Genomic DNA, 25,902 nt, shown 5'->3' on the forward strand with positions numbered 1-25,902 from the left:
TCAAAAATTAGCAAATGATACAGGTTTGAGTATGATAGAATGAATTTACATATACGTTAAGGGGGAAATTCTCATGAGCGATTGCCTATTTTGCAAAATTATCGATGGATCCATTCCAAGTACAAAAGTTTATGAAGACGAACATGTCTATGCATTTACAGACATTTCGCCAGTTGCAAAGGGTCATACCTTACTAATTCCAAAGCATCACTGCCAAGATCTATACGAAATGCCAGAGGATGTTGCACGTAATTTATACGCTGTTGCACCGAAGATTGCGAATGCCATAAAGGCAGCGTTTGAGCCAATAGGTTTGAATACAATTAATAATAATGGGGCGGCAGCTGGACAAACTGTGTTCCACTATCATCTACATTTTATTCCGCGTTATGACGAAAAAGAAGGCTTAGGTTTAGTTTGGCAAACGCAAAAATATTCACCTGAACAATTGGCTGATGTGGCCGAAAATATTAAAGCTCATTTATAATTTTTTGTCATATATTAACATTTTAATAACCCAATTACTGTATTGCAAATATAAAAATTTTAGCGTACAATCACAAATAAGTTTCGCTAACGGTCACGAGGACACGTTGGGAAACTAATAGATTAGCTCAGTCGAGGAGAGATTAAAAATGAATACAAAGAATTTAGTATTAATGGCCCTTTTAGTTGGTATCGGAGCGGCACTATATGTCGTGACACCGGGAATGATTAATGGCATGAAGCCTGATTTCATGTTAACAATGATGTTCATTGGCATTTTATTATTTCCTACAGTGAAAGAAACGTTTTTACTTTCGCTAGCAACAGGGGTACTTTCAGGTTTGTTCACAACATTTCCTGCTGGTCTAGTTCCGAACATTATTGATAAAGCGGTGACAGGCTTTGTGTTTTTAGCTGCTTTAGTTATTCTAAAAAGGATAGCAAAGAGTTTCGCTGTCTCTGCATTTTTAGTTGGTTTGGGTACTATTCTATCAGGTACAGTCTTTTTAGCAGCAGCACTTTTTGTTTTCAATGCAAATGTAGGTGCAACGTTTACAATGCTATTTATTGGGGTTGTCCTTCCAGCTGTAGCATTTAATGTCGTTGCTTTTGCTATTATTTATCCTATTGTAGCAAAATTAGTGAAGCGCTCTAAATTTGTAACAGCCATTTCTCAGATTTCATAACTATTGACTTTAAACATTTAAAAGAAACTGCACTGTGATGATCTATCACTCGTTCAGTTTCTTTTTCTTTTTGTATTCATGCTTTTCATGGTTTAATAGTAGATAAACATGACAAGAAATGAGGTATATATTATGAAAGCAAAACCATTTTTAATTGGACTAGCAACAGGTATTATCGGTGGAACAGCTGCTGTTTTGTTCTCAACTCCACAATCAGGCCAGCAGTTACGTACAACTTTAAAACAAAACGTAGATCAAACAAAAGGCATGCTCCTCGATGTTAAACAACAAGTAGGGACTGTGAAACACTCTGTCAATACTTTAACAAACGAAGTTAAAAATAATATCCCACAAATAATAAATGATTTAAAACAAACAATTACCACTTTTTCAGAAGAAATAGAGCCAAATAAAAATAATTTGCAACAAGAATTAGATGCTTTACAGAATTCGATAAGCGAAATCGAGAAAAACATTGCACAATTCACAGAAAATAAGGAAAAACCACAGAAAAAAACAAGCGACTAAAGTCCTCTTTAGGAGCTTACTTATCTATTTTTTCATCAAAAACTATTGCTATAATATTATTTTTTAACCACTTTTCAATTTTTGAATTTTTCTAACTTTAAACTTTTTTTCTTTACTGCTATAATATTTTTAAAAATGTGAAAGAAAGCAGTAGGTGATGGTATTGTCAGAGGAATTATACACACAAAAAGAAGCTATGCTTTATAGTCAAAGAATCGCACAATTATCGAAAGCACTATGGAAAGCGGTTGAAAAAGATTGGCAACAATGGATTAAACCCTATGATTTAAATATTAATGAACACCATATTCTGTGGATTTCCTATCATTTAAAAGGGGCATCTATTTCGGATGTAGCAAAGTTTGGAGTCATGCATGTATCTACAGCATTCAATTTCTCCAAAAAATTAGAAGAACGTGGCTTCCTTAAGTTTTCAAAGCGAGATGATGATAAGCGCAATACGTATGTTGAGCTAACTGAAGCTGGTACAGAGCTCATTGTAGAGATGAATAAAAACTACCATAATACTTATCATTCTGTATTAGAAGGATCATTGGCCTTAAAGGACTTATATGGCCGTTTCCCAGATTTTTTAGACGTAATGGCTGTCATTCGTAATATTTATGGTGAGGATTTCATCGATATTTTTGAACGCTCCTTCCAGCATTTTCGTGATTCCTTTGACACGCTTGAAGAACGTCCAACTGTAAAAGGATAAATAAAACTATCGTACAGATATTTTCATGGGGATTCTTGTTGTGCTAGCAGGAATAAATTATGTGAAAGGAGGTATTTCAGAAATATTTCTGAAGTACCTCCTTTCTCTTGCATTCTAAGACAATTCAATTTACATTAAATAGGACACTTCCTATTTTCGGAGTTGATAATAAACTATGCACTGTTGGAAAATTTTAAATCTTGAACATCATTACGGCACTACGCGTATTATTATAATGGGTGTTATTACTTTTTTATCCGTTTTTTCCGTATCGTATGTGACGTTTAATTTATTTAATGAAGAGCACTACACCGATCATTTATTCTGGCTCTTTGTAATAGCCGTATTAACACTTTATCCGGTTCACAAGTTTCTACACTTTTTAGCTCTGTACGATTTACGACAGCATCTTAAATTGCGTGTCCGTACGCAATTTTATCTAATTCCTGTTCTACACATGCGTATTCATGAGCCATTATCCAAAAATCGCTATATACTAGCACTTCTTACGCCTTTTATCGTTCTCAATTCTAGTATTATCATAGGTACTTGGCTACTACCAGCCTATACACATTACGGTACATTGCTGTTAGCATATCACTGTAGTCTATGTTTAATTGATATACTTTACGTGAAATATTTATTGAATTCACCAAAAAACTCACAAATTGAAGAAACACCAAAGGGCTATGAGATTTTAGTTCCACCAACTGTTCACTAAATTGCTTGTACTTGTTTTTTAATGGCGTTCTTTGTTATGCTATTACTATTGAAAGAGGGGAGGAATAGACTTGCTATTAATGATTGTAGTTCTATTCTCGGTATTCTATTTATTTCAAATTAACCGTATGACATATGCTCTATGTATGCGACGTGAAATTCCCGAAGAAAACCAGCCAAAAATATTCCGAACTATAAATATACTTATTACCATTTTACTTGTCTCATTTTATATTGAAATTTTATATGCAGTATAACAATCGAAAAGTAAAATACATTCACGTCCGCACGCTACAAGATAAGTTGAGTCCCCATTAAACAACTTGTTCAAACCATTACTAACGGCTTGGATCTTTGGCATGCGGCGTGAAGTACTAACATTGTTAAGAAAAGCTAAGAGTTAATAGAGCTCTTAGCTTTTCACTGTTTTATTAATTAGTATAGGAACGCTGCACCAACGATAATTAATAAAATAAATAACACAACTAATAAAGCAAAGCCTGAGCCGTAGCCACCGCCACCGTATCCTCCGTTGCCCATAACTTCACCCCCTTTCTTTTCTATATCCTATGCGCTTCAAAATTTGAAATATAGGCAATACTCAAGGGGGAACCATTTTGTTTTTAAAACGTTTATGTTATAGTAAAAAATGGACGAAACCATGTTAGGAGAGAATATCCACTATGAAAAAGACAGTTTTATCTTTAACTTTAGCTGCTTCTGTTTTAGCGCTTGGTGCGTGTAGCGGCGGAGATAGCAAAGCAATCGTTACTTCTAAAGTTGGCGATATTTCAGTTGCTGACTTTAATGAAAAAGCCAAATCTTTAACAGGCTCATATGTATTACAGCAAATGGTGACTGAAAAAGTATTGTCTGACAAATATGAAGTAACAGATAAAGAACTTAAAGAAGCTTACGATACAACAGCTTCACAATTTGGTGATGGTTTTGCACAAGCACTAGCTGAAAGTGGCTTAACAGAGCAAGGCTTTAAAGATTCATTACGCGTTCAACTTCTTCAAGAAAAAGCTTTAAAAGACCAAGCCATTAAAGAAGAAGATGTGAAAAAATACTACGAGCAAATGAAAACAGAACTAAATGGTCGTCATATTTTAGTAGCAGATGAAAAAACAGCAAAAGAAGTCATTGAAAAAATAAAAGGTGGCGCTAAATTTGCTGATGTAGCAAAAGAGTACTCTACAGATACAGGCTCTGCACAAAAAGGCGGCGAGCTTGGATGGTTCTCAGTTGGTTCGATGGTTGATGAGTTTAACGATGCTGCTTATGCGCTTGAATTAAACACTTTAAGTGAGCCGGTAAAATCTAGCTTTGGTTATCACGTAATCGAAATTACGGAGAAACGTGACGTGAAAGATGTTGGTTCATTTAAAGATGAAGAAGAAAAAATTCGTACAACTATGTTAAGTAAACTGAACCAAACAGGTGAAGCACAAACTATTCTAAAAGACATCGTTGCGAAAATGGCAAAAGATGCGAATGTTAAAACTTCTGATAAAGATTTAAAAGATTCCCTAGAATTCTTTACGACTACAAGTGAAGAACAAGCTAAAGCGGCTGAAGAAGAAGCTAAAAAAGCAGAAGAAAAAGCTTCTAAGGAAGAATCTAGCGACAAAGCAGAAGATACAGATAAAGAATCTAAATAATTCAGATGATGTCCTTTTCCATTTAAAGAGCGACATCCTCAAAAAAAGGGAGCATCTCATAATACAGATGCTCCCTTTCTCTTTTGTTATTTTACTTTGAACTGGCTTATTTCGGCTTGTAAGTCATTCGACATCGTCTGAAGGACATTTGCTGCACTTGCAATTTCCTCGTTAGACGCAGTTTGTTGCTCTATAGAGAGCGCGATATGCTGTATACCTGAAGATGTGCTATTTGCAATATCAACAATTTCTTTTGTTGCAGAATCGGTTTGGCTTGCCTTGTCATTTACACGCAATACTATATCCGTAACTTCCTTGGTACGTTGGCTAATTTGTTGTAAATAATCTACAATATTTTTAAAGGCACCACCTGTCTGCTCAACAGCCTCTCGCCCTTCCTCCACAAATTGTGTACCACTATTAATAGCAGAAACTGCGCTTGATGTTTGACTTAAGATATCATCTACTAATGTTCTAATATTGTCAGCAGCCTTCCCAGATTCCTCTGCTAGTTTTCTTACTTCATCTGCCACAACCGCAAATCCTTTTCCAGCCTCTCCTGCACGTGCCGCCTCTATGGAAGCATTCAGTGCAAGCAAATTTGTTTGATCCGTAATACTTGTAATTAGTGCCACAATAGTACTAATTTCCTTCGATTTTTCCCCTAGCGCATTAACAACCTCTGTTGATTGGTGTACAGATTCATTAATGGTATTCATTTTTCCAATCGTTTGTTCAATTAACTGTAATCCTAAATCAGCCTTTTGATTCGTTTCATTCGCTATATCTGCAACTGCCTGGACTGCGGATGAAGCATGGTCCATATCTTTGGAAATTAAGTTAGCGGAGTCCGATAATAAGTCCATTTGCTTCAATTGCCCTTCTGCACTAGCAGCAATTTCTCTAATGGCAACAGAAATGGTTTCAACTGTGTTACTACTTTGCTCAGTAATAGTAGTAAATTCATTTGTAAAAGTAGAAACATCCGAAGATGCTTTATTCGCCTTTTCAATAACTGTACCTATTTGCTCTAACATATGATTAAATTCCGTTGATAATTGACCAATTTCATCTTTCAATTTATCATCTATACGAACTGTTAAATCGCCATCCGCAGCTTCCGTCATTGCCTTTAAGACGCGCTTTACACGTTTTAAGACGATATACCTTGTACATAAAGAAATAATAACAGTACCAATAAATAGCGAAATAAATGTATTAATGGCCACTCCTGCACTACCATTTAACGCCACTACCTTTTCGATTTGTTGGCTGACGAACTCAGAAATATGTGAGCTAATAAATAAACTGATACCAATAGCTAGTATCATTTTGAAAATCAAGCTTTTCCAAAATTTTATTTTACGTGAAACAAGTCCCTCTTTATCCATTGTTTTTCCCCATTCCTATAAATTCTTCCTATATTCTAAAATAAATACAGTACTGGTACAATGGATAGGTACTGAAATTCCACAGATATATAGATAGACTTATAAAAAAGCTAGCTCATCCAGTTATTTTGAAACTAAAATTTCACAAATAATGTGTTGAAAGATTAAAATGTTGGTTTATAAAATGATCGATTATCCAGAGGGAATAGTCGCTCTGTAAATTCACCAGGTGCTGTTTTACCTAATGCTCTAGTTAGCATATTCATCTTAGCATCGATGTTATCAATATAATGTAAAATTTCTGCTTCTTGAACCATCGGCTTTTTCGGACTACCCCACTCTTCTTTGCCATGGTGAGATAAAACCATATGCTGCAAAAGCATCACTTCTTCACCTTCAATTTCTAGTTCATTAGCAATCTTAGCAATTTCATTCACCATTATCGTAATATGTCCTAAAAGGTTTCCCTCCACTGTGTACGTCGTGGCAACTGGTCCAGACAGCTCCACCACTTTTCCAATATCGTGCAAAATAATACCTGCATATAATAGATCTCGATTAAGAGTCGGATATAAATCAGCAATGGCCTTACCTAGTTTTAGCATAGACACCATATGATCTAATAAGCCAGAAGCATAATCATGATGATTTTTAGTAGCCGCTGGGAACACTAAAATGGCATCCTGGTGTTTTTTAATGGCCGCTCTCGTAATACGTGAAATATTTGGGTTTTTAATATCAAAGAAAAATTGATTTAATTCTTCAAAAAGTTGTTCCTTTGGTGTTGCAGAGGAGGGTACTAAATCATGAATGGCAACTCCTTCTTCTGGCTTTGCCACACGAATAGCTTTGATACGCAATTGATTTTTCCCTCTATAGTCGTGAATTTCTCCACCGACACGTACAATGGCTTCAGCATGATACATCTTTTCATGATCTTCATTTGTATCCCAAAGCTTAGCCTCAATATCTCCACTTTTATCTTGTAATATTAGCGACATAAATGGCTTCCCAACAGTAGTAACTCCTTTTGTCGCTTGTTTAATTAATAAATATTGATCCACTGATTCTCCAACCTGAAGCGTTGTAATTCCTTTCATGTTGACGCCACTCCCCTTTCATTTGCTAGTGCTCCTACATCTATAATTTGCTCTTTTGGCCAATGTTTGAGCATTTCATCATGGCAAGTAAAATATAAAATTTGACGTTCATATCCTACTTCTTTCATTAATTGTACCATTTTGTCTGTACGGTTTCGATCAAAATGGACAAACGGATCGTCCATAATAATCGGGAATGGCGCAGAGGTTATCAACGTTTGTGCAAGTGCCAGACGTAATGCAATGTAGGCTTGCTCCTTAGTTGCCTGCGATAATTCAACCATTTGATAACGGATTCCCGCCACATCTTGCGCCATAAAGTAGCCTTCGTCGTGAATCGTAAGTTGAACGTAGCGCCCTCCTGTAAGTAATTGGAATATTGCATTAACCTTCGATAAAACATGTGGTAATTTTTCTTCCCGAAGACGAAATAATGTTTCATGAATAGCAGTCGCCACAGCCTTTTTCGTTGCCCAATGCTCAATCATTTGCTGTAACTCCGATTTTTCCTGCTCAAACTCTTGAAGTAGTTGGCCATATTTTTCATCATTTAATAGCTGTTCTTTTTCAATTTGCAATGCAGCACGATGTTCAAGACATCGGTCTATATCCATTTGCAAAGAAGCTTGCTCCTGCTCTAAAACCCGCATATCCTCGATAACAGAGTCCTCTTTTAAACCAACATTTTCAGATAAATCCAACGAGGCTATTTGAGCCTGAACCGTTTGAAGCTCTGTCATTATTTTTCTTTGATGCTCAAATTGCTCATATCTCTCATAAAAAGCTTGCTCGTTTTGCACCTCCGCTTCGTTCAATAGCTGCATCATATCAGCTGTATAACGATCTATTCGTGTTTGTCCACTTTGTAGCTTAATCTTGATGTCAGCTAGCTGAGCTTGTGCTTGCTGCACTTGCTGTTGCTGTTGCTGTGCGTCCAGATAGGCTGTTCGTAGATACATATATATTTCATGTTCATTATAATTTTCATTTAATACTAGTTGAAGCTGTTCATAAAGGCTGTTCTTTTCATCCTGAACTTCTTGCAAAAGGCTTATTGAGCCCTCCCTTTTAACCGCCAATTCTTGAACACTTCGTATACGCATAAATAATTCGGGCATTAACGTTCTAGCTATCGTACCTTGTAATCGATAGCGTTTTAAAAATTGCTGCAATGACTGCGTAGTTTCTTCACTCTCCAGCTCCGCTTGTTGAATTTTATATTCCAATTGAGCATATTGTTGCTCCTTCTCACTTTGCTGTTCATGGACATGTAACCAACGATCCTCCAATCTTTGTTTCTTTAGGAGTATAGTTTGTACAGTCATTTCATCCTGCTCTAATTGTCGTAAGAGGTGACTATTTTCTTTATCGGACGTCTCCGTTGCTGGTCTAACAAACTTTATCAACCAAATGGTTATGATGGTCAAAATAGCACCAATAATGGCCACTGCCACATTTTTTTGGAATATCCCATAAACAAATGATAATAAACCAATTAATAAAATCATCAAGGAAAAATAATTAGGCTGCCTTTGTTTAGTCCGTTGCGATTTGGCAGCACGCAATTGCTCTAGCCTCCGCTTTTGTTGAGGCCACTGTGCTAAAATATGTTCTTCTTCCTTTGTTAATGACTCCTGCTTTAGCCTTTGCTTTTGTTGCGTTATGGCATCTAATGCTTGATGGACTTGCTCTAGCGAATGTAAATGAAACTTTAGCTCATCCTCCGCCTCCTCCAGCCTTTTTAATTGCTGTTGAAATTGCTGTTCCTGCTGTAAGGATACTGTTTCTCCAAGAAGAATGTTCTGTGCCTCTTTTTCTTGCACACCTAATAAACGAAACTGCGCATCTATTTCTTGCTCAAGCATAAAGAGATCATCCCGTAAGTTTTTCTCCTTCACGATCAGCTGATGCCATGTTGCCTCTTTTTGCATAAGGCGGCCCATTTCATTTACAGTTTGCTCATTCACTGTCGCGAGCACTTTGTCCTGTAGCAATTGATATTGTTCTTTTAATTGCAGCAACTGCTGACTTTCATGTAAAAGTCGGTCCTTTACTTGTTCATATCGTCTTACACCTTCTGCTGGAAATTGAACATGCGGATCATTACCTAATGCTTGCTGCAACATCTGTTGTTGCTTGATAAGAGGCAAGGCCTGCTTTTGAACCGTTAAGTATTGCCATTGTTGTTGTTGCTTTTTTTGAGTGGCATAAAGTTTCTCAAGGTTTTGCTCAAGAAGTTGCAATTGTTGTAATTTATTCTCAAATGTTTGGATCTTACCTTGCTCGTGTCTAATCATTCGCTCGAGTTGCTTTAACTGCTCAATTTTTTGATTGATTACTGGAACTTTACCTGTCTTCTTAAATAGCTCATTGGCCTCTTTATCCATTTTTTTCTCAAGAGCAGACAAGTGCTGGATACCTGTTGTACCAGAGGAGAGGAGAAGATGTGTTAGTTCCTCCTCAGACATTTTTTCAATGCCCTGAAGCTCATGCAATGAAAAGGAAAAAATGGATTCAAAGGATGCTCTAGAATAGCCATATAAAAGCTTAGCTAACAGCTCCTCCTGTCCTGTTGTACCATCTTCAAGATAAACAGTAACATCACCTGCAGCCTTGCCTTTCACACGCTCAATAATGCATGAACCATAAATAGGGTGTAATAGTGTCAGCTGACCACCGAATTTCGTCGATGCTTTTGGTTCATATTTGCGCTGTGTCTGCTGTCTTGTTGGAAAGCCAAAGAGCATTTGTAAAACAAATTGCTGAATCGTTGTTTTTCCTGCCTCATTTAATCCATAAAAAATTGTAACGCCTTCATTTAAGGGAATCGTCACGTTTTCATGCTTACCAAAGCCATAAATTTGTAGTTTTTTGATTGTTAGCATGTGCATCACGCCCTTTGAATTTCTTCCGCCAATAGTGACTGTGCATTGTGCGTTAGATTCTTTATATCCTTTTCAGATAAAGGCTCAATCAGCCGAGCGCCACCAGCATACTGGTATAAGTCTTTTAGTATATCCTTCCAGTCATTACTATCCCATTGCTCCATTAAACTTACGACTGACTGCGTAGCAGCAGAATATTCACCATGAATCGAAGGTTTTTGTAACACCATTTTTTGTACCCAACACATTGGCTCAATACCCTCTTCTGCCTCTCGAATGGTATCCAGCCAAGTGTCCACCGTCGCATGCTCAAACAATGCTTCTGTTTGCTCATCAATATTTTTTAAATAAAGCTCAACTACCGCCGCTCCCCATGAAGTACGATTGACAGCAATTGCTTCTTCACATCTTTTAAGTAATTCATTAGCATGAACGATATTTGTACAATCCACCTCTATCGTGGTATAAACAATAGCGGAGGTAGGAATAAAATCTAATTCACATGCTGTTTGAGATAAAGTTACATCATAGCAACCTTTTATTCCTTGTTCTTTACGATGACGACTTTGAATATTGCCTGGATAAACTATAGGAGGGTTTTCATGTAACAGTTGTCGTTTATGAATATGCCCTAGCGCCCAATAATGATAATTCTTTTCAAGCAGTTGCTGTTTGGTAAATGGCGCATACAAAGCATGTGACGTATCACTAGCCTCACTGCCATGCAACATGCCAATATGAATTGCATGAGAATCTTGAGCGATTGGAAACGTATCAATAACAGACTCCTTCAGGTGGCGTTCACTATAGCTGAAGCCGTATATACAGACTTGCTGACCACGGATTTTCAACTGAACAACACTTGTTTCAGCCGGTAATTCATAAACATTACTTGGTAAAGAAAAACGTGTCCAAGTTCCTTTTAAATGATCATGATTCCCGTAGCTAATAATTACAGGAATATTGTGTTGAAAAAGTTTCTCCATTGCATCTTGAAATTTTCTTTGGGCTTGTAAACTGCGATTTTCACCATCATAAATATCTCCGACAATTAATAAAAAGTCTGGCTGCTCCTGAATTGCCTTCTGAATAATTTTATCAAAAGCATCAAAGGTACTTGATCGAATTTCCTTTAAAATGTGTTCAGGTAAGCCAAATAAGCCCTTAAATGGACTATCCAAATGTAAATCTGCCATATGAAAAAAACGAATTTCTGACATCCAATCACCCCAACTATAGATATTTCCCACCTCAGTTAGTTACTACAAACTATCAACCAAAGCAGTCATATATGATTACAAAACCGAATATTTGTTCTATTTTATCATACTTCCCTATTTATGAAAAATGGTAATGCTTAAAAAAAAACGTCGACTTACTTTTTCCACAATTTTCGTAATTCATCAAATAGTTTACTAGTTTTACCGTGAAGTTTATAAATCTTCTATGTATAATAGATATATATTTAAATAAAAGGGTGGGGTTTGTATGGAGAACTATCGTTTCACAGCTTTCGAAAAAACAGGGGAAACATTGTTTGATGAAACATGGACATTTGAAAATGACGAAGCTGCTAAATTAAATGGCCAACAACAAATTGAAGAAAAAGGTGTTGCCAACAAAACTCATCGTCTAGTAAATGCTTCAGGTAAATTAATTTTATTCCATGTTTAATAATTGAGAAAAGGCACGTAGGATATCTACATGCCTTTTCTTATTTTTATTTTCCTACAAAGACAGGTGTTCTTTTCTCTACAAAAGCATGAATACCTTCTATATGATCTGTCGTTTTACGCATTGTTGATTGTCCTTCTGCTTCTAGTGCAAGGATATTTTCCAGCTGTGGTAAATTTTGAGCATGTAAAATGTTTTTTGTCGTAATCATAGAAGAAATAGGTGAAGCAAGCATTTTACCCACAAGCTGATCTGCCATTGCAAATACAGTGCCATCTGGTGCCATATAGTCGATTAATCCTGCATCTAATGCTTCATTTGCAGTAAGCACCTTCCCTTCCCAAATCATTTGTTTTGCTTTAACAGTCCCCACACGTTCCTTCATAAAGAAGTGACCACCTCCATCTGGAATCAGTCCTATCCCTATGAAGTTCATAGCTAGTTTACTATTTTCACAGGCCACAACAATATCCGCCCCCAGTGTTAAACTAAAGCCAAGACCTGCCGATGCGCCATGAACTGCCGCAATGACTATCATTGGCAGCTGATAATAGGCCTTAACGATGCGTGTAAGATAACCCATCGCCTCATCAATATTTAAAGGCTTAGTTGAATCAAGCATCGCCTTAATATCGCCTCCAGCAGAAAAGACCTTCCCTTCTCCACGAATAACAAGTACTTGTATATCTTTTTCCTGTTGCAAAGCCTCAAAGCATTCAGCGAGTTCTCGCATCATAACGTCATCCATCGCATTCATCGCCTGAGGACGATTCAAAGTTAACGTTGCACGTCGATCTAGCTTTTCTACAGTAATTGTTGAAAATTCCATCTCCATTACCCCCAAATATGAATAGTCATTCACTATGTACTATTCGTGTTTTTTTAGTAAACTCCTTCTCTGCTAAACAAATTTACCTTCATTATGCTATATTAAAGGACGAATATTGTTATAAAGGTGGTTACGTATTTTGACACAAAAAGACTATCGTATATTACTTTATTATAAATATGTTACGATTGAAGACCCTATAGCATTTGCTGAAGAACATTTAGCAGTATGTCAAGAACTCGGACTTCTTGGCCGCATTTTAGTTGGTCACGAAGGGATTAACGGAACGGTTTCGGGGACTATTGAACAAACAGATGCTTACATGAATCATATGAAGGCTGACCCTCGCTTTAGTGATATCATGTGGAAAATTGATGAAGCTGAAGGACACGCTTTCAAAAAAATGCACGTTCGCCCTCGCCGCGAGATCGTTCACTTAGGCTTAGAAAATGATATCAATCCCTTAGAGATAACAGGGGATTATTTATCTCCTAAGGAATTTATGGAACAAATGCAAGAAGAGAATACTATTATTATCGATGCACGTAATGACTATGAATACGATCTTGGCCATTTTAGAGGCGCGGTTCGACCTGATATTGAAAATTTCCGTGACTTGCCAGCATGGATGGAAACACATAAAGAAGAATTCGCTGATAAAAAGATTTTAACTTACTGTACAGGTGGAATACGCTGTGAAAAATTCTCTGGTTGGTTAAAACGTGAGGGCTATGGAAAAAGTGTTGGTCAATTACATGGTGGAATTGCCACATACGCAAAAGATTCTGAAGTAAAGGGGCAACTTTGGGATGGGCAAATGTTTGTTTTTGATCGTCGTCGCAGTGTGCCAATCAATCAAGTGGAGCATATCGTTATCGGAAAAGATTATTTCACAGGTGAACCTTCCGAACGTTATACGAACTGTGCAAACCCTGAATGCCATAAATTAATGCTATGTGAAGAAAAGCATGAAGCCTTTTATATGCGCAGCTGCTCTGATGAATGCCGTCGTGCCAAACGTAACTTCTTCGTGGAGGAGCATGGCTGGACGGTTCATCAAATCGAAGAACAAATCGCTAGAATTGCAGTTGTCCAAAACGCAAAATCATAATCGCTGTCATTATTACTTGGTGACAAAAAGAGCATCGTTTATAACGATGCTCTTTTTGCACTGGCATTACACTTCTGCTAAAAAACGCCCTACCTGCCTACCACTAAATAAACAGCCACCAACAAACGTACCTTCTAAAGCGCGGTAGCCATGAACACCACCGCCCCCGAAGCCGCTTACTTCACCAGCAGCAAATAGTCCTGGAATAGGCTGACCATCCATCCCTAATACTGCTCCATTTAAGTTTGTTTGTAAGCCCCCTAAGGTTTTTCTTGTTAAAATATTTAATCGTACCGCAATTAAAGGCCAATTTTTAGTATCTAAAATTTTATGTGGCTTGGCAACACGGATTAGCTTATCCCCAATATAATTTCTGGCACCATGAATGGCGTTCACCTGTATATCTTTTGTAAACTTATTATCCATTTCTCGATCCCTCGCTAAAATTTGCTCTTTAATTTTCATGAAATCGAGTAAATCATTGCCTGCTAGTTTATTCATTCCATTTACTAGTTCTCTTAAATCATTTGCAATCACAAAATCCTCACCATGATTTTTAAAGGCTTGGATTGGAGCAGGTGGTCCGGGCATGATCCTTTTTAAAACATCACCAATGCTTTTGTTTGTTAAATCCGGATTTTGCTCCGAGCCAGATAAAGCAAATTCTTTCTCAATAATTTTTTCTGTTAAAATAAACCAGGAATAGTCATAGCCTGTTTTTTGAATCGTTTCTAGTGTACTGAGCGTATCGAATCCAGGGAAATTAGGCGCATGAAATCGGTTACCTTCTGCATCAAACCATAAAGAGGAGGGGCCTGGCAAAATTCGTATTCCATGATTAGGCCAAATCGGATCCCAATTTTTTAATCCTTCTGTGTAATGCCACATACGATCACGATTCACAATACGTCCCCCTGCATGCTCTGTAATTTCAAGCATTCTTCCATCTACATATGCAGGAACACCACAGACCATATTTTTAGGAGGGGTCCCTAATCGTTCTGGCCAATTTTTTCTCACTAAATCAAAATTGGCCCCGATACCACCACTTGCCACAATAACGGCTGCAGCCTCATACGAAAATTCTCCGACTCCTAATCTTGAACTTTTTTCCCCTCGACTGATAAAGGTTTCTGCTAGTACTGTGCCACTTATCCCCATAATCTTTCCATCTTGTTGAATAAATTCATCCACACGATGTCGTGGTTTAAACTCAATATAGCCATCTTTTATTGCCTTTTTAACTTTATCCACAAATGGCTTGACAATGCCTGGACCTGTTCCCCATACAATATGAAACCTCGGCACTGAATTCCCGTGTCCACCAGCATGTGAGCCACCCCGTTCTGCCCAACCAACAACAGGGAAAAATTTAATACCCTTTGACTTCAACCAATGATATTTTTCACCCGCAGCAAAATCGACGTAGGCCCTCGCCCATTTGTATGCCCAGGAATCCTCATCTTCTAAACGATCAAAACCTGCTGTCCCTAGCCAATCCTGCCATGCCAACTCCTTACTATCCTTAATGCCGAGCCTTCTTTGTTCAGGAGAATTTACCAAAAATATGCCACCAAAAGACCAAAATGCCTGTCCCCCCATTGAATTTTCAGGCTCTTGATCTACTAAAAGTATTTTTTTCTTTGCATCGACTAACTCGCAGGCTGCCACTAAGCCTGCCAGTCCGGCACCAACTATTGCAACATCGTATTTCATTACTACACCCCCAAATCAATCATCCTTACTTTAAATTCTTCTCTACTAGTCTATTTACCTTCTAAAAATCAAAGGTTTGTCTAAAATGTGACAACGTAAAACGTTCGTCTTCTTTCATAAAACGATCCAGTTCTAATTTAGAACACTTCACTCATTCCATATAATTACCATATAATATTTTCGCAATAAACTTCATAGAAGCTTGATAAAATCAGTATTTACAAATATCGTTAGCGCTTTCATTGTGCACTCCATAAAGACGAACATTATACACTTAAAATACATAAATCATTCGTATATAAGTATTTTTCAGACTTTCGAAGTCATGTTTTTTTAGTTTTTTTAGAATTATTGTTGACAAAGGTGAACAATAGGGATTATGATGTTAACAAATTTAATCATAAAAAATATAACGACGGAGACACACTAGTCGTAAGAAAATCCAAAGCGAGCTGATGGTTGGTGTAAATCAGTGATTTCTACGATAATAGTTCCACTCCTGAATAGTTAAGCCGAACCATCTAAGTAAGCTTATCCGTCTCATGCACGTTACGCATATTGCTAAGACTGCAAGAATAAATTTTCTAGCAGTGATTAAGGGTGGTACCGCGAACCAATGTTTATACAGCCTTTCGCCCCTTACAACACAATAACTGTGTTTGTAAGGCGTGGAAGGCTTTTTATATTGCTTTCGATTCGGAAAGGAGATTGTTTGCACGCTGTAAGATGTTAGAATTTTACAAATTCCAGACTGTCGTAGTTAAAACCACAATTACTATTTATTAAAAGGAGCTAATTATAATGATTACTGCCACAAAAACAATTAACGTATTTATCGCTGACCCACTAAGTGAGGATGGTATTTTCCCATTACGCCAGGAACAAGATTTAGATTTAAATATTATCGTAGACACTGGTCTAGCACCAGAAGAATTAATGACTAAAATTGCAGATGTAGATGTGTTACTTGTTCGTTCACAAACTACTGTGACACGAGAAGTAATTGAAGCCGCAAAAAGCTTAAAATTAATCGGTCGTGCTGGTGTAGGTGTCGATAATATTGACCTTACTGCTGCCACTGAGCATGGTATTATCGTTGTTAATGCTCCGGATGGTAACACAAACTCAGCCGCTGAACATACAATTGCCATGATGACATCACTTGCACGTCACATTCCACAAGCTTTTAATACACTAAAAAATGGGAAATGGGACCGTAAATCTTATGTGGGAGTAGAGCTAAAAAACAAAACTTTAGGTGTTGTAGGCTTTGGTCGAATCGGTGTTGAAGTAGCTTACCGCGCAAAAGGTCAACGTATGAATGTTATGGCATATGACCCTTTCTTAACTGATGAGCGTGCAAAAGAATTAGGTGTCACTAAGGCGTCAGTGGAAGAAATTTGTGAAGCAGCCGATTTCATTACTGTACACACACCACTTCTTCCTGAAACACGTAATCTCATTAATAAAGAAAAATTTGCGATGATGAAAGATGGCGTACGTATCATTAACTGTGCGCGTGGCGGTATTATTAATGAGGATGACCTATATGATGCTATCGTAGCAGGAAAAGTTGCTGGTGCTGCCCTGGATGTATTCGTATCTGAACCAGCGACAGACCATAAGCTTCTTACTTTACCTCAAGTAATTGCTACACCTCACTTGGGTGCGTCTACGATTGAGGCACAAGAGTCTGTAGCTGTTGATGTGTCAAATGATATTATTAAATTTTATAAAACAGGTACTGTGACAAATCCAGTGAATATGCCATCTATTCCGAAAGAACTTCTAGCACAAGTTGAACCTTTCTTTGAATTAGCGGAAAAACTCGGCTCATTCTTATCACAAGTAACAACAGAGCCCGTAAAAGAAATCAACTTATCTTATGCTGGGGAAGTAGCCAACTATGATGTCCGTCCATTAACTTCAAATGCATTAAAAGGTTTATTAGCTAAAAATCACGGTAATCATGTGAATGATGTCAATGCTCGCTACCTGTCTGAGCGTATTGGTATGAAAATTATTGAGCATAAAACGACAACAGCTAAGGGCTTTACAAGTTTAATTACCATCGAAATTATTACTGCGAATGAAACACACACTGTAGCTGGTACATTATTAAACGGCTTAGGTGCACGTATCGTCAAAGTAGAGGACTATGTTGTAGACGTTATTCCACAGGGTCATCTTCTTTACATTAAAAATACTGACAAACCAGGTGCAATCGGCCGTGTAGCAACTAAACTTGCGGAAAAAGATATCAACATCGCAACCATGCAAGTTGGCCGTGCCCAAGTTGGCGGAACAGCGGTTATGATGTTAACAATAGATAACGTTGTAACAAATGAGGATTTAGCATTTGTGGCACAGCTTGAAAATATTGATGAAGTAAAAGCCATCAATCTATAATATGTAAAGTGAAAAGCAGAGGGTTTCCTACTCTCTGCTTTTTTGGTAATTAATACTTTTATGAAGGGTAATCTGACGAACTTCGCAGGCATGGTCTGCCTTTTTAATATTTCTACAAAAAAATGTACTGCATCCTTGAAGGTGCAGTACATTTTTTTAAAGCTGTTTCACAAGTTTTACTAGGTCTGTTAAAGAGCTAATCTCATAGGTTGGTGTCACAGCTCCATTGGCCATATTATTATCGCGGTTAATCCATACGTTTCGCATTCCTACGCGAGAAGAGCCTAAAATATCAGTATTGAGATTATCGCCAACCATAATGGCATCATCCGCTGTAATGCCTGTTCTCTCCATCACATGCTCAAAAATAGAAGCGTCTGGCTTACCTTTTCCAAAGTCTCCTGAGATAATAATATGATCAAAATACGGCGCTATTTCAGGCGTAATTTCTAGCTTTAAATTTTGCAGACTAGGTGCACCATTGGTAAGTAAAACAAGCTGGTACTTCCCTTTCAATTCGTCTAACACAGTAAATGTATCTTCATATAAAAATGGTGATGCTTTGCGCTCAGCTACAAAGCGTTCTCCTAGCTCTGCTCCGAATTTTGCATCCTCTATACCAAGGGCGCTTAAACCTTTTGTCCATGCTGCCGCACGATAGCCCGGTACAAGCCTCTTCATGGCTTGAAAGGATTCAGTAGGGTCATCAAATGTTCCCCATAGACCTTCGAAAGGATTGATACCAATTAATACCGTATAGTCATACGTTTCATAGCCTTCGTATAACGCACGAGCCTCTTGACGAACTGCTTCTTCTAGCTCTGCAGAATTCACATTATGTATCGTAGCAGCATAGTCACATGTTTTTTCAAAAGCAGTTTTTACTGATTTTTTATCCCATAGTAATGTATCATCTAAATCAAAAATAATAGTGTTTATCGACATTTTGTCCGTACGCTCCTAGCTCCTGATTAATACTATTATTTTAGCATATTTTCAAAATATTTAGGATAACAAATTATGTCCAATTCCTCTCAAATCCCTTACACCTAAACATCTATCCAAAGAAGGCTGATGGACAGGACATTGCTCAATCAAAAAAACAAGCTGCGGGTAACTTCCACAGCTTATCATTTATTATTTGTTTTTATGACGTAAACGGTCCATTAAATTCTGGATATCGGCTCTTTTTTGTTCCGTTTCTTCTCTTAAAATCTCAATATGGTACATGCCATCTATTTCTTCTATCTGTACACGATCCCCAACAAGCACAGGCTTGTTCAAAGCTGACTGTAAAATAATAATTTGTTCTTCTTCCTCAGGATACTTTAAAAAAACAGCATAACCGTCTTCAATCCGATCTAAAGTATATTTAGTCGAGCTCACTAACAAGTTCCCCTTTCTCATTCCGTAATTGCGCAGCATCTCCATCATTTAACCAAATCTGTTTAGTGGTCCATTTTAAATAATTATCCCCTTCACGAGCATTAGCCCCGCTAGTAACATAAATAATTTTACCAGGTTGTAAGGATAGATTAGGAAAATTAAAGACTTGATTTCCTTCCAGAGAAATGAGCTGCCAATCGTTTAACGAAACAGCTTGTTGACCGTTATTTTTAATGCCTACAATTTCTGTCACTAAATCTTTGCTGACAATCTCAACAGCAGTTGTTGGTTCAACCGTGGATGGTTTTTTTTGAGTTACAGCCCTCTTTCCATTCACCGTGTAGTTTACCCCATTTGTTGCCACTGTAATCGTTCCTAAATCCGCAGTGGCATAGATGTTACTACCAATAGCTTGCAATCGATTTACTACTTCTGCATGTGGATGTCCATATTTATTATCTTCACCATAGCTTAATATAGTGACTTCTGGCTTCACTGCACGAATGAAATCTTCTGAGCTACTGGTATTAGAACCATGATGCCCTGCCTTCAGAACAGTAGCTGTTACATCATTTGACATCATTTCCTTCTCTAATGCTATGCCAGCATCTCCCGTTAATAAAAAGGATACATTGCCATAAACCACTTTTAAGACAATGGAAGCGTCATTATTATCGGTTGCATGTTCATTTGCATTTAAAACCTTCACCGTTACATCCTTATCAAATTCAATAAAATCTCCTGTTTTCGGCACATAATAAGGTATGTTTTTTTCATCAATCGCCATCAGCATTTCTTCAAAAGTTTGAGAAGTATGTACTTTGCCCGAATCATAAAATTGCTCAATAGGGATTGCATGTAACACTGGAATGAGCCCACCAATATGGTCAGCATCGGGATGTGTCGCCACTACCTTATCAAGTTTGTTCACACCAAGTTCCTTTAAATAAGAAACTACCTGTTGTCCTGCACCTTTCACACCAGCGTCAATAAGCATGGTTTTCCCATTTGGCGATTCAATTAATATGGAATCCCCTTGTCCCACATCCATAAAATGAACTCGCATTTCATCGCCAGCCGTTACAGGCACCCGCTCTGTCTTAATTGCTTCTGTACAGCCTGCTAATAAAAAAATGCAAAGGAGTACTACTATTAATTTTCTCATGTTACTAACTTCCTTTCTATTTTTCTATTATACAAAAAAGAGAGCTTCCCATGGGGCAGCCCTCCTTGTACTTTAAACAAATATCCACCATAAAACCATTGTAATCATGATTGTGACAATGCCCTGTAGTAATGTAGCAACGGTTTGTGCCTTATAAGCTTGAGTTACTTCCATTCCACTATACTGTGTAATTACCCAGAAGAAACTGTCGTTCACATGGCTAACCGTCATTGCACCAGCTCCAATGGCCATTACTACTAATGCTAATGGGACAGCGCCCTCAATGCCAAGTGTCACGAGCATTGGTGCTACTAAAGTAGACGTAATGACAAGCGCTGTCGTCGAAGATCCTTGAGCAGTTTTTAAGGCAGCTGCTACTATAAACGGTACTAGCAAGAACAAAGTACCTGATGCAAACATCCCCAAGTCCATTTCCTGTAGTATTTCTCCAACACCAGCATTTTTAATAACTGTTCCAAACGAACCACCTGCTCCTGTAATAAGTAAAATAGGCGCGGCTTCTTTTAAACTTTCACCAATCCAGCCCGTTAAGGTCGTTTCACTAATTTCAGGCAATAATAAAAAGGCAGCTGCTACACCTAAAAATAATGCTACTGTTGGCGAACCTAAAAACTTAAAAATCGTATTGAATGTTGATTCGGGATCACCCGCTAACGATGCTATTGAGCCAAGACCAATTAAAACAATAGGTAGAACGATTGGTAAAAAGGCTTTAAATGTTGAAGGCATTTTGCCAAAGGATTTAATGACTTCCTCATAATCTAATGCCTCTACCTCATCTTGGGGTACACGAATTTTGGTTGCAACTTTCACTGACCACATATAGCCTACAAATGTAGCAGGTATCGCTACTAATAAACCAATGACAATAACTGTCCCTAAATAATTGGCCGCCCCAATATTTCCAGCTGCTGCGATGGGACCTGGTGTAGGGGGTACTAATACATGTGTTGCAAATAACCCCGTCGCTAAAGCTACAGCCATGGATGCAATCGTTACATTAGCCCGTTTTGCTAATGATTTTTGCAAACTCGATAAAATAATAAAACCTGAATCACAAAATACTGGGATAGATACGATGTAACCAATTAAAGACATCGCAAGTTGTGGACGTTTTGGACCAACGATGCGTAAAACTACTTCTGCCATTCGATAGGCAGCGCCTGATTTCTCTAAAATTAAACCTATAATTGTTCCAGCGATAATTACTAAGCCAATGCTCGTCATTAGACCACCGAAGCCAGTGTTAATACTTTCTACCACTGTTAATAGTGGCATTCCCGAAGCAATTCCAACGAAGAAGGCGCTAATTAATAACGCCAGAAAAGGATGTAGCTTTAATTTGGCCGTGCCCCATACAACAAACAATACCCCTAGTAAAATAATGATGAATAACATCTAGTCATCCCCCTTTTGTATGTAAAGCTCAAAGATTTGCTTAGTTTTTAAACGAATAAAATAAGCGGGTTCTCGCATTGCCTGCTCAGTAGTAATCTCCTCATCTACTAATGTCTCCACAACACTAAAATAATTTTGAAGTGCAGGTTTAGCCATACTATCAATGTCTCCTGACAATAAAACTGCCTCTACATGTGCTAAAGCGGCCGCTTTAGCAACTCCTAATGGAGCCTTACCATGTAATGTTTGGAGATCCGACTTCCCTTCACCCGTTATTACCAACTGTGCGGCTGCTAAGTGATCCTGTAACTGGACAGCATCTATGACAATATCAATTCCTGCATGAAATGTCCCGTTTAAAAATGCGATTAACGCGCCACCTAATCCTCCTGCAGCTCCCGCTCCTTGATAATCGTGCAATCGAATAGCAAACTGTTGCTCGATGATATCTGCAAAATGCTTTAAGCAGTTATCAAAATGTGTAATTTGATAGTCCTGCACACCTTTTTGAGGGCCAAATATAGCTGTTGCTCCTCGTTCACCAATGAATGGATTATCCACATCACAGGCAATGGTAAATATCGCTCCTATCAATCTTTCATCAAGTCCACTTATATCTATTGCAGTTAATTCCATTAAACTCGAAATACCATCCTCTAAATCTGAGCCATCTTCCTTTATAAATCGCACACCTAATGCCTTGAGCATGCCAATCCCTGCATCATTTGTGGCACTTCCACCAATACCGATAATAAATTTTCTAAAGCCTCGGTCGAGTGCCGCCTTAATCAATTGGCCAGTACCATACGTTGTAGCAAATTCAGGGTTTTTCTCATGGTCTTGTAGCAACATGATGCCAGATGCCTGAGCCATTTCAATCACGCATGTTTCTTTATCACCCAATACACCATACTGTGCTTGTATGTCTCTTCCTATTGGATCTAGCACTTCCGTTGAAAAATACTGACCACCCGTAGAGGCAATAAGTGAATCAAGTGTCCCCTCGCCACCATCTGCAACCGGTAGAATAATAGTTTCTATTGATGGATTTACATCCAGAATGCCTTGCTGCATGGATTTCGCTACTTCAACTGCCGATAGAGTACCCTTGAAGGAATCTGGACTAATAATGACTTTCATACAATACCTCCACTTATGTCGCCTATTGACACTTACGTAAATTTTCAAATTCCTTAGTTAAGCGCTTACAAATTATTATAATGACAATAAATTCAGAAAACATTATAATAAATGTACAATTTATCTGTCCTATAACAGACTGTTTTTTATCCGAGGTGTATAAACATGTTGACCAAAAAATTAGCAGATGAAATCGTACATCAAACAATGTTACGCTTACGTCACAATATTAATGTCATTAGCCCTACTGGTGTTATTTTAGCTTCTGGAGATAAGATGAGGGTGGAGGATATTCACGAAGGTGCAGTTTACGTAGCACAAACAAAAAAAACGTTGATTATTAATGAGGATAATATAGAATTGTATCCAAATACAAAGCCTGGCATTAATATGCCTATCCTGTATCAGGATGAAGTTGTAGGTGTTATTGGTATAACTGGAAATTCAGAAGAAATGCTTGAAATCGCCAATCTTGTTCAATTAACGACAGAGATCATGACACATCAAGCACTCGTCGAGTCTAAAAGCGAGTGGCAACGGAAGAATAATGACTACATATTCGAGGCACTCGTTCATGGAAGTAAGCTTGATGCTACTTTAAATAAACGAATTCAGAAATTACCCTTTTCACTAATAGCACCCTTCCAAGTTATTTTAGTGAGTTTACATGAAACATCTTATTTAGAAAATAGGATGCCATTCTTTTTTGAAGATTTATTTTATAGACAGCCTATTCTAGCTGGACATAGCCAATTACAGGAGTATTATATACTGCTAACATATCGCCAGGAACAAAACTATCAATCCATTATAAAAGCTTTAAGAAAGAAAAAACAAAAACTTCCTTCCTTACAAATTGGTATTGGTCCTGTTGTGCAGCAACTTTCGCAACTTCCCTATAGCTATCAGGGAGCTAGAACAGCACTTGAATTCGCTACCATCCATAACGAGATTACCTTTTTCGAAGATGTAGAGTTATTTTCTCTTTTTAAACATCGTGAATCAGAGGAGGTACAAGCCTTCCATCACCGAATACTAAAAAATATCAACGCAAAACAATTGGAAACATTACAATCCTTTTTTGACTGCAATTTACAGTTAAAGCTTTGTGCACAGCAACTAAATATCCATCGCCATACACTTACTTATCGATTAAATAAAATAAGAGAGTTAACTGGCTATGACCCACAATATTTTGAAGATGCTGTTATATTGCAAATGGCGTGTACATTAAGAACTTTATAAAATAAAGGCGATCTGAATAACTCAGACCGCCTTTATTTTATATTTTGTATAACTCATCTAAAAACTCAATTTTTTTCCCGATAGCCTCTTCAAAGGTCATAATATAGGCGGCAGGATCCTTTGGATTGTGGAATTGCGTGATTTTTCCTGTTTCAGGATGAACAAATTTAGAAGATGCCCCACAACCAACCCCTAAGATTGTCTGTACTTCTTCCATAATTACAATATTATAAATACTCTCTTCACCAGCTTTACTATAGCCAACATTTTCAAGATTACCTAAAATATTTTTTTGGCGATATAAATAATATGGAACATAGTCATTTTCCTTTGTCCAATCTTGTGCCATTTGCATCATTTCAGCAACTGTATCACGATCCGCCACTTTATATTTATCTTTATTGCGAGTCATTTCAGATGCACGTTTAAATGATAATGTATGGACAGTCAATGACTCAGGCTGCATCTTAGCTGATTCCACCAACGAATGCTGGAATTCTTCAATACCTTCATTTGGTAAACCAATAATGAGGTCCATATTTATATTGTTCATCCCTGATTCACGAGCAAGCCAAAATTTATCGATTGTTTCTTGAACTGTATGATGACGACCAATTGCTTTTAACGTTTCATCTGTATAAGATTGTGGATTTACACTAATACGATCAATTCCCCATTTTTTAAGAACTTCTAATTTTTCCGGTGTAATCGTATCTGGCCTTCCTGCTTCAACTGTAATCTCTCGAATTGTTTCAGGATTTGGGAAAGATTCATACATCGTCTGGTATAAGGCATCCATTTCATCTGCTTCAATGGAAGTTGGTGTACCGCCTCCCCAATAAATAGACGTGATCTTCATATTATTGTTTTTGAGCCATTTCCCCATTTCGCGTAATTCAATATGCAAGCCATCTAAAAATGTATTTACACGACCTTGCTTACGGTTACTTCCTATCGCATAGGCTGGAAACGTACAATAGGCACATTTTGTTGGACAAAATGGAATGCCGATATATACACTAATCTCTTGCCCAATTTGATCAATATCTGGAATGGTTACTAATTGTCGTTCCACGATATCTTTTAAAAGTGCCACCTTTTCCTCAGACAGGCGAAAATCTCGAATTAATAGCTCAGCAATTTCTTGCTCCCCTTTTCCTTCTTTTCTAAACTTGTGATAGAGCTTAGTCGGACGAACTCCTGTTAAAATCCCCCATTGCTGGTGTACCCCTGTATGCTGCTCGAGAACATCTAAAAATACATGAGATAATGCTCGTTTCATACGTATATTGAGTTCACGACCAGTTGCAGCTGATTCATATTGGATGCTGTAATTATTTGTATATTGTTGTCCATCTACAGTTAATATTGCTTTTGTAGAAATAGTAAAATTCTCTTCAACGTCGTACGTAAATGAAACCGACATATCTGCTTCCTCCGGCTCCACTCGCAGCTTGGAATCCTCAAAAAATAAATTCGCTATATGATTTAATACGCGAATCCAATCTTCGGGATATTTTTGATCTATGTGAATCATTTTCATATTGTTTCGCTCTCTTCTTTTCTTATTCCATATATATTGCAGACTTAAGTTTAACAAATTTATATGACTTTAAGCAAAGTAACAATA

The 25,902-nt window shown here is 37.6% G+C and carries 24 protein-coding genes and 1 other annotated feature; of the genes, 11 read left to right on the forward strand and 13 right to left on the reverse strand.

From position 1 onward, the window contains the following. Positions 1-73 precede the first annotated feature (73 nt). The 6 genes from AC3CH7_RS18810 to AC3CH7_RS18835 all read left to right on the forward strand — a co-directional run bounded on the left by AC3CH7_RS18810 (position 74) and on the right by AC3CH7_RS18835 (position 3,395). Positions 74-487 carry an HIT family protein gene (locus tag AC3CH7_RS18810; RefSeq protein WP_012292187.1) on the forward strand — a complete coding sequence of 138 codons (414 nt, stop codon included), beginning with the start codon at positions 74-76 and terminating at the stop codon, positions 485-487. Between the two features lie 148 nt (positions 488-635). Further along, positions 636-1,172 carry a tryptophan transporter gene (locus tag AC3CH7_RS18815; RefSeq protein WP_036160491.1) on the forward strand — a complete coding sequence of 179 codons (537 nt, stop codon included), beginning with the start codon at positions 636-638 and terminating at the stop codon, positions 1,170-1,172. Between the two features lie 132 nt (positions 1,173-1,304). Then, entirely contained in the window at positions 1,305-1,700 is a 396-nt protein-coding gene (locus AC3CH7_RS18820) for a YtxH domain-containing protein (protein ID WP_488381823.1), read from the forward strand. 157 nt (positions 1,701-1,857) lie between these two features. Continuing rightward, on the forward strand, positions 1,858-2,418 hold the full coding sequence (locus tag AC3CH7_RS18825) for an HTH-type transcriptional regulator Hpr (RefSeq protein WP_008173331.1): 561 nt from the start codon (positions 1,858-1,860) through the stop codon (positions 2,416-2,418). Between the two features lie 175 nt (positions 2,419-2,593). Then, positions 2,594-3,139, forward strand: coding sequence for a DUF3267 domain-containing protein (locus AC3CH7_RS18830; protein WP_488381824.1), 546 nt, complete (start codon positions 2,594-2,596; stop codon positions 3,137-3,139). A 70-nt stretch (positions 3,140-3,209) separates the two neighbouring features. Continuing rightward, the gene (locus AC3CH7_RS18835) at positions 3,210-3,395 is read left to right on the forward strand and encodes a hypothetical protein (protein ID WP_008173337.1); all 186 of its coding nucleotides are present in this window, start codon (positions 3,210-3,212) and stop codon (positions 3,393-3,395) included. 178 nt (positions 3,396-3,573) lie between these two features. Here AC3CH7_RS18835 and AC3CH7_RS18840 read toward each other — a convergent pair whose 3' ends face one another. Next, the gene (locus AC3CH7_RS18840) at positions 3,574-3,678 is read right to left on the reverse strand and encodes a YjcZ family sporulation protein (RefSeq protein WP_004230765.1); all 105 of its coding nucleotides are present in this window, start codon (positions 3,676-3,678) and stop codon (positions 3,574-3,576) included. A gap of 143 nt (positions 3,679-3,821) precedes the next feature. On the opposite strand from AC3CH7_RS18840, the gene AC3CH7_RS18845 reads away from it, so the two are divergent. Next, on the forward strand, positions 3,822-4,802 hold the full coding sequence (locus AC3CH7_RS18845; protein WP_036217592.1) for a peptidylprolyl isomerase: 981 nt from the start codon (positions 3,822-3,824) through the stop codon (positions 4,800-4,802). An 86-nt stretch (positions 4,803-4,888) separates the two neighbouring features. On the opposite strand, the gene AC3CH7_RS18850 is transcribed toward AC3CH7_RS18845, so the two are convergent. From AC3CH7_RS18850 to AC3CH7_RS18865, 4 genes are all read right to left on the reverse strand, one after another. Then, positions 4,889-6,193, reverse strand: a complete 1,305-nt coding sequence (locus tag AC3CH7_RS18850) for a methyl-accepting chemotaxis protein (RefSeq protein WP_031418271.1) — start codon at positions 6,191-6,193, stop codon at positions 4,889-4,891. A 164-nt stretch (positions 6,194-6,357) separates the two neighbouring features. Further along, a complete protein-coding gene (yhaM, locus tag AC3CH7_RS18855) occupies positions 6,358-7,293 on the reverse strand; it encodes a 3'-5' exoribonuclease YhaM (RefSeq protein ID WP_036165476.1) in 936 nt (311 codons plus the stop codon). Next, on the reverse strand, positions 7,290-10,178 hold the full coding sequence (locus AC3CH7_RS18860) for an ATP-binding protein (RefSeq protein ID WP_036160485.1): 2,889 nt from the start codon (positions 10,176-10,178) through the stop codon (positions 7,290-7,292). Before AC3CH7_RS18860 ends, yhaM begins: the two co-directional genes overlap by 4 nt. Positions 10,179-10,183: 5 nt before the next feature. Next, positions 10,184-11,398 carry a metallophosphoesterase family protein gene (locus tag AC3CH7_RS18865; RefSeq protein WP_012292176.1) on the reverse strand — a complete coding sequence of 405 codons (1,215 nt, stop codon included), beginning with the start codon at positions 11,396-11,398 and terminating at the stop codon, positions 10,184-10,186. Between the two features lie 268 nt (positions 11,399-11,666). Between AC3CH7_RS18865 and AC3CH7_RS18870 the strand changes: the two genes are divergently transcribed. Next, positions 11,667-11,852, forward strand: coding sequence for a YhzD family protein (locus AC3CH7_RS18870; RefSeq protein ID WP_008173354.1), 186 nt, complete (start codon positions 11,667-11,669; stop codon positions 11,850-11,852). A gap of 46 nt (positions 11,853-11,898) precedes the next feature. On the opposite strand, the gene AC3CH7_RS18875 is transcribed toward AC3CH7_RS18870, so the two are convergent. Further along, a complete protein-coding gene (locus AC3CH7_RS18875) occupies positions 11,899-12,681 on the reverse strand; it encodes an enoyl-CoA hydratase (protein WP_036165470.1) in 783 nt (260 codons plus the stop codon). Positions 12,682-12,820: 139 nt separating this feature from the next. Between AC3CH7_RS18875 and trhO the strand changes: the two genes are divergently transcribed. Further along, a complete protein-coding gene (trhO, locus tag AC3CH7_RS18880; protein ID WP_031418266.1) occupies positions 12,821-13,792 on the forward strand; it encodes an oxygen-dependent tRNA uridine(34) hydroxylase TrhO in 972 nt (323 codons plus the stop codon). A gap of 66 nt (positions 13,793-13,858) precedes the next feature. Here the strand turns inward: trhO and AC3CH7_RS18885 are convergent, their stop codons facing one another. Next, positions 13,859-15,508: an FAD-binding dehydrogenase gene (locus AC3CH7_RS18885; protein WP_036165467.1), complete on the reverse strand. Its 1,650-nt coding sequence runs from the start codon at positions 15,506-15,508 to the stop codon at positions 13,859-13,861. 403 nt (positions 15,509-15,911) lie between these two features. Then, positions 15,912-16,151: a binding site (T-box leader), on the forward strand. A 158-nt stretch (positions 16,152-16,309) separates the two neighbouring features. Here AC3CH7_RS18885 and serA point away from each other — a divergent pair. Beyond that, on the forward strand, positions 16,310-17,917 hold the full coding sequence (serA, locus tag AC3CH7_RS18890; RefSeq protein WP_012292172.1) for a phosphoglycerate dehydrogenase: 1,608 nt from the start codon (positions 16,310-16,312) through the stop codon (positions 17,915-17,917). 156 nt (positions 17,918-18,073) lie between these two features. Here the strand turns inward: serA and AC3CH7_RS18895 are convergent, their stop codons facing one another. From AC3CH7_RS18895 to AC3CH7_RS18915, 5 genes are all read right to left on the reverse strand, one after another. Next, on the reverse strand, positions 18,074-18,862 hold the full coding sequence (locus AC3CH7_RS18895; RefSeq protein WP_012292171.1) for an HAD family hydrolase: 789 nt from the start codon (positions 18,860-18,862) through the stop codon (positions 18,074-18,076). Positions 18,863-19,054: 192 nt separating this feature from the next. Then, a complete protein-coding gene (locus AC3CH7_RS18900; RefSeq protein ID WP_012292170.1) occupies positions 19,055-19,303 on the reverse strand; it encodes a DUF3006 domain-containing protein in 249 nt (82 codons plus the stop codon). Then, entirely contained in the window at positions 19,290-20,468 is a 1,179-nt protein-coding gene (locus tag AC3CH7_RS18905; protein ID WP_012292169.1) for an MBL fold metallo-hydrolase, read from the reverse strand. The genes AC3CH7_RS18900 and AC3CH7_RS18905 overlap by 14 nt, the downstream gene beginning before the upstream one ends. A 72-nt stretch (positions 20,469-20,540) precedes the next feature. Then, on the reverse strand, positions 20,541-21,887 hold the full coding sequence (locus AC3CH7_RS18910) for a GntP family permease (RefSeq protein WP_012292168.1): 1,347 nt from the start codon (positions 21,885-21,887) through the stop codon (positions 20,541-20,543). Continuing rightward, positions 21,888-23,027 carry a glycerate kinase gene (locus AC3CH7_RS18915; RefSeq protein WP_200990650.1) on the reverse strand — a complete coding sequence of 380 codons (1,140 nt, stop codon included), beginning with the start codon at positions 23,025-23,027 and terminating at the stop codon, positions 21,888-21,890. Between the two features lie 165 nt (positions 23,028-23,192). Here AC3CH7_RS18915 and AC3CH7_RS18920 point away from each other — a divergent pair, with 165 nt between their 5' ends. Beyond that, positions 23,193-24,272: a CdaR family transcriptional regulator gene (locus tag AC3CH7_RS18920; RefSeq protein ID WP_099806326.1), complete on the forward strand. Its 1,080-nt coding sequence runs from the start codon at positions 23,193-23,195 to the stop codon at positions 24,270-24,272. A 37-nt stretch (positions 24,273-24,309) separates the two neighbouring features. Here AC3CH7_RS18920 and AC3CH7_RS18925 read toward each other — a convergent pair whose 3' ends face one another. Continuing rightward, entirely contained in the window at positions 24,310-25,815 is a 1,506-nt protein-coding gene (locus AC3CH7_RS18925; protein ID WP_012292165.1) for a coproporphyrinogen III oxidase, read from the reverse strand. Between the last annotated feature and the right edge of the window lie 87 nt (positions 25,816-25,902).

It is taken from the genome of Lysinibacillus sp. F12 (assembly GCF_057773605.1).

What these genes read in the sequence shown, in the direction of transcription:
- AC3CH7_RS18920 (WP_099806326.1), top strand. Translation starts at nt 23,193, where the DNA reads ATGTTGACCAAAAAATTAGCAGATGAAATCGTACATCAAACAATGTTA.
- AC3CH7_RS18895 (WP_012292171.1), bottom strand. Translation starts at nt 18,862, where the DNA reads ATGTCGATAAACACTATTATTTTTGATTTAGATGATACATTACTATGG.
- AC3CH7_RS18825 (WP_008173331.1), top strand. Translation starts at nt 1,858, where the DNA reads ATGGTATTGTCAGAGGAATTATACACACAAAAAGAAGCTATGCTTTAT.
- AC3CH7_RS18815 (WP_036160491.1), top strand. Translation starts at nt 636, where the DNA reads ATGAATACAAAGAATTTAGTATTAATGGCCCTTTTAGTTGGTATCGGA.
- AC3CH7_RS18915 (WP_200990650.1), bottom strand. Translation starts at nt 23,027, where the DNA reads ATGAAAGTCATTATTAGTCCAGATTCCTTCAAGGGTACTCTATCGGCA.
- yhaM (WP_036165476.1), bottom strand. Translation starts at nt 7,293, where the DNA reads ATGAAAGGAATTACAACGCTTCAGGTTGGAGAATCAGTGGATCAATAT.
- serA (WP_012292172.1), top strand. Translation starts at nt 16,310, where the DNA reads ATGATTACTGCCACAAAAACAATTAACGTATTTATCGCTGACCCACTA.
- AC3CH7_RS18845 (WP_036217592.1), top strand. Translation starts at nt 3,822, where the DNA reads ATGAAAAAGACAGTTTTATCTTTAACTTTAGCTGCTTCTGTTTTAGCG.
- AC3CH7_RS18810 (WP_012292187.1), top strand. Translation starts at nt 74, where the DNA reads ATGAGCGATTGCCTATTTTGCAAAATTATCGATGGATCCATTCCAAGT.
- AC3CH7_RS18840 (WP_004230765.1), bottom strand. Translation starts at nt 3,678, where the DNA reads ATGGGCAACGGAGGATACGGTGGCGGTGGCTACGGCTCAGGCTTTGCT.
- AC3CH7_RS18850 (WP_031418271.1), bottom strand. Translation starts at nt 6,193, where the DNA reads ATGGATAAAGAGGGACTTGTTTCACGTAAAATAAAATTTTGGAAAAGC.
- AC3CH7_RS18905 (WP_012292169.1), bottom strand. Translation starts at nt 20,468, where the DNA reads ATGAGAAAATTAATAGTAGTACTCCTTTGCATTTTTTTATTAGCAGGC.
- AC3CH7_RS18865 (WP_012292176.1), bottom strand. Translation starts at nt 11,398, where the DNA reads ATGTCAGAAATTCGTTTTTTTCATATGGCAGATTTACATTTGGATAGT.
- AC3CH7_RS18870 (WP_008173354.1), top strand. Translation starts at nt 11,667, where the DNA reads ATGGAGAACTATCGTTTCACAGCTTTCGAAAAAACAGGGGAAACATTG.
- AC3CH7_RS18830 (WP_488381824.1), top strand. Translation starts at nt 2,594, where the DNA reads ATGCACTGTTGGAAAATTTTAAATCTTGAACATCATTACGGCACTACG.
- AC3CH7_RS18925 (WP_012292165.1), bottom strand. Translation starts at nt 25,815, where the DNA reads ATGAAAATGATTCACATAGATCAAAAATATCCCGAAGATTGGATTCGC.
- AC3CH7_RS18860 (WP_036160485.1), bottom strand. Translation starts at nt 10,178, where the DNA reads ATGCTAACAATCAAAAAACTACAAATTTATGGCTTTGGTAAGCATGAA.
- AC3CH7_RS18820 (WP_488381823.1), top strand. Translation starts at nt 1,305, where the DNA reads ATGAAAGCAAAACCATTTTTAATTGGACTAGCAACAGGTATTATCGGT.
- AC3CH7_RS18875 (WP_036165470.1), bottom strand. Translation starts at nt 12,681, where the DNA reads ATGGAATTTTCAACAATTACTGTAGAAAAGCTAGATCGACGTGCAACG.
- AC3CH7_RS18885 (WP_036165467.1), bottom strand. Translation starts at nt 15,508, where the DNA reads ATGAAATACGATGTTGCAATAGTTGGTGCCGGACTGGCAGGCTTAGTG.
- AC3CH7_RS18910 (WP_012292168.1), bottom strand. Translation starts at nt 21,887, where the DNA reads ATGTTATTCATCATTATTTTACTAGGGGTATTGTTTGTTGTATGGGGC.